General features: G+C 60.2%; 3 protein-coding genes and 1 pseudogene. All 4 read right to left on the minus strand.

The features are described from left to right. Positions 1-462: pseudogene (gene mreC, locus G113_RS18265) on the minus strand (rod shape-determining protein MreC); the annotation flags it as partial. Between the two features lie 41 nt (positions 463-503). Continuing rightward, positions 504-1,544: a rod shape-determining protein gene (locus G113_RS18270; RefSeq protein ID WP_005340051.1), complete on the minus strand. Its 1,041-nt coding sequence runs from the start codon at positions 1,542-1,544 to the stop codon at positions 504-506. Positions 1,545-1,760: 216 nt separating this feature from the next. Next, positions 1,761-6,053: a DUF6701 domain-containing protein gene (locus G113_RS18275; protein ID WP_005908377.1), complete on the minus strand. Its 4,293-nt coding sequence runs from the start codon at positions 6,051-6,053 to the stop codon at positions 1,761-1,763. A gap of 25 nt (positions 6,054-6,078) precedes the next feature. Beyond that, on the minus strand, positions 6,079-6,498 hold the full coding sequence (locus tag G113_RS18280; RefSeq protein WP_051106583.1) for a hypothetical protein: 420 nt from the start codon (positions 6,496-6,498) through the stop codon (positions 6,079-6,081). Positions 6,499-6,566 lie beyond the last annotated feature (68 nt).

Genomic DNA, 6,566 nt, shown 5'->3' on the forward strand with positions numbered 1-6,566 from the left:
GATCGTTGATCACCGGCTGGCCGTTATAGACGCATCCAGTGCGACCCTTGTTGATCAGTACCTGATGGCTGAAGGGTCGGAATCTACCGACAGCAGCTCGGCCACCATCTTTCGGGACTCATTATGAACTGGGGAGCCGAGCAGTTCTCGCAACCGCTGATTCTCATGCTCCAGATGATCCATCTTGAGCAGGCGCGAGCGCAGGGTGAACAACTGCTGCTCCTGCTGCTTGGTCTGCTCAATCAGGTCGGATCGGGTCTGCACCTGAGTCGACATGGTGTCGAGCAGGGAGCTGGGGGCATTGGCGATATATTGCAGCGGGCTGACGAGGGAGCTCAGATAAACGCGGACGTGACTGAACACACCGAAGCGGGAATCCGCAACGATGGCAGCAACCGAGATGATGACGGCGAGAAACAACCGTAACTGAAGCGAAGGGCCTCTACCAAAAATGGGTTTCATGAGTCGTCAAAAAAGAGCCGGCGCTCGGCCGGCTTTGGGTCTTATTCGTAGTGGAATAGGTCGCCACCGTGCATGTCGATCAGCTCCAGCGCCTTGCCGCCGCCACGGGCCACACAGGTGAGGGGATCCTCAGCCACGACAACCGGAATGCCAGTCTCTTCCATCAGCAGACGGTCGATGTCTTTCAGCAGGGCACCACCACCGGTCAGCACCATGCCGCGCTCGGAGATGTCGGACGCCAGTTCCGGCGGAGATTGCTCCAGGGCCACCATCACGGCGGCGACGATACCGGACAGCGGCTCTTGCAGCGCTTCCAGGATCTCGTTGGAGTTCAGAGTGAAGCTGCGCGGTACACCTTCAGCCAGGTTACGACCACGCACTTCGATCTCGCGCACTTCTTCGCCCGGATAGGCGGAGCCTATCTCGTGCTTGATGCGCTCGGCGGTGGCTTCCCCGATCAGGCTGCCATAGTTGCGGCGCACGTAGCTGATGATGGCTTCGTCAAACTTGTCACCACCGATCCGCACGGACTGGGAGTAAACCACGCCGTTCAGAGAGATGATGGCCACTTCCGTGGTACCACCACCAATATCGACCACCATGGAACCGGTCGCTTCGGAAACCGGCAGGCCGGCACCGATGGCGGCAGCCATGGGTTCATCGATCAGGTAAACCTCACGGGCACCAGCGCCCAGTGCAGATTCCTTGATGGCACGACGTTCTACTTGGGTAGAACCACACGGCACGCACACCAGCACACGGGGGCTGGGGCGGAAATAGTTGTTGTCATGCACTTGCTTGATGAAGTGCTGCAGCATCTTCTCGGTCACGTAGAAATCGGCGATAACGCCGTCTTTCATCGGACGGATGGCGGAGATGTTGCCTGGGGTACGGCCCAGCATCTGCTTGGCGGCATGACCGACGGCAGCGACCGATTTGGCGTTCCCGCGCTCTTGGCGAATGGCGACAACTGAGGGTTCGTTAAGGACGATCCCTTGATCTTTTACGTAGATCAGGGTGTTGGCAGTTCCCAAGTCGATCGACAGATCGTTGGAAAAGACGCCTCTGAGCTTTTTGAACATGGCTACGGGAAATCCTAAGAATTTGGAGGTGCGGAAAACCGGCTAACTTTACCAATGCCCACCCCAATCGGCAAGCGCTCAAACTGTCACCAATCAATCAAGCGCGACAAAAATGCGAGTCATCACTCACTGGCACAAGCAGACAAACACTAAGAAACAAGGAGATAAGAGGCGGGCTCAGGCCAAACAGCCCCGATCCTCGTCCAGATATCAGTTTCAGGGCATCACTTCGCGGCGATAAATAATTCTGTCATTACCGCGACCCATGCCGAAAATCGCCATGCCATTCAAGCTCTGGGGGTCCCAAAGCCAGAGCGGCCGCCGCCCTGGTTGCAACGCCGACTCGGGTTGCCTGCTCAGATCGAGCCTAAATGGAATACGCACTGATCGGCCTGGGGCCCCGAACTGCAAAAGGACGACGCCATCCCGTGCGGTTTCAGCCATGGCACCGGGCGCCATCTGACCCAAGCCGAGCCGGATCCGGGTGTTGTCATCCAGCGCCAGATTGCCGCTTCCCTCATCGAAACTCTGATTGTCGTCGGTAAACATAATGCCATCATCGCTTAGGGAGAGACGGGTACATTGATCCGCCAGCATATAGTGCCACTCCCCCGCCTGGTAATATTGCAGTTGCAGGGGCACCGCCAGCGGCGCCGTGGCCACCCCCTGCCGAGTGCCGGCCTGCACTCGGCCAAAGTAAGCCTCCATGGGCACCTCATCGATGAGCCTCGCATTGCAGCCGGCACCGCTGCATGTCCCAACCTGCACGTCATTGAAGTCGGGGTTGGCGATCAGGGTCCGCTCACCATCCTGGTCCTGCATATAGAGGCCAAACGAGAGGGCGCGGTAGGGGCCGTCCGGCTGGCTATCGGAGAGACGGACAAACTCGGTCACCCCGCGAACGTTGGCCTCCCCCTTCAGCCAGGGCAGTGGTGCCAGACTGCGCAGTCGAGACGAGAGCGATATACCATCCCTATTATTCGCCGCACTCAGGTAGGCTCTCCCCTTGGCAAAGTCCTCCCGATAGTTCTCGGTTGTCTGTCCAAACTGATTGCGGGCCTGGATATTCAGCTTCGCCAGGAAGGGTTGCCCCATATAGGAAAACTCGCCGCAGGCGGGCATGATGTCGCCGCTGACCAGATTGAAATCCACTGGAATAAAGCGCCCTACAGGCGTGCTGATAGCGGGAGGAATGGTGTATCCGAAATAACCCGTTGCTGGGGATATCGCCACTGGTGGTGTCGCCGTCATCTGGAACACCCCTACCTCGTTGATCGACTGACTGATGCCGTTGAGGTTATTGCTGCCCTTCACATTGGAGTGGTCATAGCGGGATGTACCGACCACTGCCTCCACACCGGGTTTGGGCGCCACCAGCTCGCTGCCCAGCGAAATATTGGCCAGCGCGAAGTTGGGGGTCGCCAGGTTGTCGCTGCACAGATCCTCGTCATCCTCCGCTTGCCAGGCCACTCCTTTGATATTGAGCTGGAAAGCCTCACCGGTCTTCTTGAACACGGCGCAACTGGCATTCCCTGTCGTACAGGAGCCCTCAGCGGGCGTGATGCAGAGCCCGACGGGACGGCTGATGAAGGTATCCGCTCCCGTCATCACCAGGCCGGCCGTGTCACCACTGCCATCGTGGCGGACATTGAGCTGCATCTTGCCCGCATCCGGATAGTTGACCGCCAGGGTCACTTCCCCTTTGGCATCGAAATTCAGGTTGCCGGCGATTGCCGTCCCCTGGGAAGTGGCGATGGCAGTGCCGTTGACCGTGACCCTGCTGTCAAAGGCATTGCTCGCCGGGCTGACATAGCCGCTCCAGAAGCTGACCGGCTTGCTCACATCGGCAAAACCGGGCACGCACTGCTGGCTCACATCGTCTTTCTTGACCGCCTTCATCACCACCAGCTGCGGCTTGTTGGCCAGGGTATCCAGCACATCGAACACAAAGCCGCTGTCGGCAAAGTCCAGAGTACAGGCAGAGGTGCTGAGCGCCCCGCCCCCCGCCCGGCACAAGGTGGTGCTCAGCGGTTTGGTGGACGGGGTCGAGCCACTCACCCCCACGACCACGGCCCCCTTGAGATTGTTGCGCAGCTGCAAGCTGGTGCTGCCGCCGCTGAAGCTCACCATGGCAGTGTTGCCGCTGTAGCTCACCTGATTGCTGGCGATCCAGCCATTGCTGCCGCTCTTTGCCGGTGTCAGCGTGGCGCTCACCGGCTCCGTGAACAGCTGGCTACAACTGGCATTGGCGCAGGCCCGGATGGTCAGGGTCTCCGGATTGCAGGTCAGGGGATGGCCACCATGGTCGAACTCAAAATGGTCAATCTGATTGCCTACGGGGTCGGAGCGCAGGGCGCAGATCCGGACATTGTCTATCTGGTGGGCATTAGTCAGGTCCCCGGTCGAGCCAGTCAGCGACAACAGGAAGTTATCAGGCACGGCGGCCTGGCCGCTCTGACCGGCAGCATTGAAGCTGTCGATCAGGGTGCTGTAACCGCTGCCCGTGTTGCGCTCGATCTTGACCAGAGACTGACCGCCGGTACGCGAATCCACCGTCAGCCGATAGCGATGGGGGCGACTACTGTCCGAGCCGCTGTCCACGGTCGGCGAGAGGCAGTTGCCGCCAGCGTTGTCGGCGCCGTTGTTGCAGGTGCCCTTGAGGTAGTTGTAGCCGCTGGTGCCTGAGCCCGAGCCACGCACCACCACGGACTGCTTGCGCCGCCCCTTGTTGGTCGCCCCGCCTTCGCCGGAGAAGTTGCCATATTCATCTATTCCCACACCGAGCCAGCCTCCGGCAAAACCGCTGACACCTGGCTTGAAACCATAGCCAAGCGGCCCACCGAAAGCCCCCGGCTGGGGGGTCACCCTGGCATCGGACAACACCACCGCCATACCGTCCGCCCCGTTGCCCTCATAGGCATACTGGTCGAATTCGATGGTCACCAGATTGTTAGCGGCGGGGAACAGGCGCTGATAAGTCGCCGAAGTGGACTGGCGGGGACTGGCCTGGGTCATGCCGAGCCGGCCATTGACGATGGCGGGGGTGAAATTGCCGCTGCTGCGGGCCACCACCCAGCTGTTGCCGAGGCCGCTGGCGGAGAAGTCGTCACTGAAGCAGATCAGATCCTCTTCGCAGATACCGGGCCAGTCACCGGTAAAAGGTTCATGGATGATCTTGCTATTGTTCGCCATGGTGACATTTACCGCCGACACAGCCCCCGTCAGCTGAGCCTGCCCGCTCATGACCAGATCACCCGCATTCACATAGAGGATGGCGTTGAGCATGGCGTTGTCGCTGATGGTCATCCTGCCAAAGTGGTAGAACATCAGATCGTTGGCTTTGCCGCCGGCATTGACCTCCATCTGGTTACTCAGGGTAAGGTCACTCTTGAGGTAGAGCTGGGCGGCATCGCCGGTATCGAAGATCAGCTTGTCGTTGCTGCCAAGCTCCAGCTTGTCGATCCAGTGGCTGCCGCCACGGAAGTAGAGCCGGATATCGGACGAGCTCTGATGCTTGAATGTCCTGACATAGGGGGCCTGCAAGTAGCCATTGATGACGCCGTTGTCGCTCACCTCCAGGGTCTGATGCAACTTGAGGGTCAGATCGCCGCGACTACCCGCCGCCGTGATCCTGCCCTGGTCTTTCATCTTGAGTCCATAGACGCTGAGGGAGCTGTGGCCCTGCAGAGTCATGTCGCTGTTGTCCTCGACCGTCAGGTCCCTGATGGCCCAGTCGCCCGCCGCCATGGGCATCTGACTCTGCCCACTCAAGCTGGCCCTGTCGAGATAGTGGGGTTGGAAACTGGCCGTGACATTGCCAATCGAGCTGGTCGACAGCGCCAGTCTGTCATAAACGGTGACGTTCGCACCGGACAGCTTGCCGTTGCCGGAGACCGTCAGCTGATCCACGTGCAGGTTGCCACTGCCCTTGATGCCATCCGAGTACCCTGTGACCTGTACTGCCTTGGCATAGACGGTCGCGCCATTGAGGTTGAGCACGGCCCCGTCAGAGAGCGACAGGGTGTCGAAGCGATAGGTTTGCCCGGATTGCAGAGTGGCCAGGCAGTTGCCGTTGTTCCAGGAAGCGTTCTTGTAATTACCGGGCGCGGGGGTGAAGGCGCTGGTACATGCCAGGTTGCTCTGTCCGTTGTAGGTGGGGAAATCGCCGGGATCGGCCGGAAACTCATCGGGATCGCTGATAAAAGCCACATCCTTGAGGGGATTGGCCAAGGCCCCGCTGACGTTGCAATTGGCGATCCAGGTTCCCCCGTTCCAATAGCCGCCGTTGTTGCAGTTGGCATTTGGCTGGATGGTTTTGCCAAGGAAGGGGTAGTTGGTATCCACGGTGGCGCTGGTGATCCGGCTCTCCCCACTCATGGTGAGTCGGCCGGGAGCGGCATGACTCTGGACCGGGTAGGTGAAGGCCGCAGTACACTGGCTGGCGGCCTCAACCGAGGCGGAGCACCAGACCAGCGCCAGGCAAAGGACGGGACGAAAGCGGGACATCATGAATTCTCACTCCTCACAGGCGTTATCAGGGCGTCACGCCATCGAAGGCTTCCGCCACCAGGGTGCGGCTCACGGCAAAATCAGGGCTGGCGCTTCCCTGCGCTGCTGTACCACAGGAGCCCAGGCTGGTGAGCCGGTAGGTGATGCTGGTCTCGCCATCTCGCTGGGTCTGGATCTCGCTGCAGCTCACCGCCACCTGACACCCCTGCAGACCGGGCTCGTCAAATGCCCGGGATGCTGCCACATTGGTGCAGGCGGCGGGCTGGTCGGCACCACTGCGGTTGGGAAACAGCTGATAGAGGGCCATCTCCAGCCCGCTCTGGGCCGCCATCAAGGCCCGCACCCCGCGCACCTCCACCGTGTTTTTTTCACTGCTATCGAGCAGGAAACGCCCCATGGCCGCGGCAAGCAACGCCATGATGACGATGACGAAAAGGGCGACCATGATGGCGCTGCCACTCTGGGGCGTCATCATGCGAGGGGACCTAGGGGACATTGAGCAGCTCCAGCTTG

The organism is Aeromonas molluscorum 848, assembly GCF_000388115.1.
GTDB lineage: Bacteria > Pseudomonadota > Gammaproteobacteria > Enterobacterales > Aeromonadaceae > Aeromonas > Aeromonas molluscorum.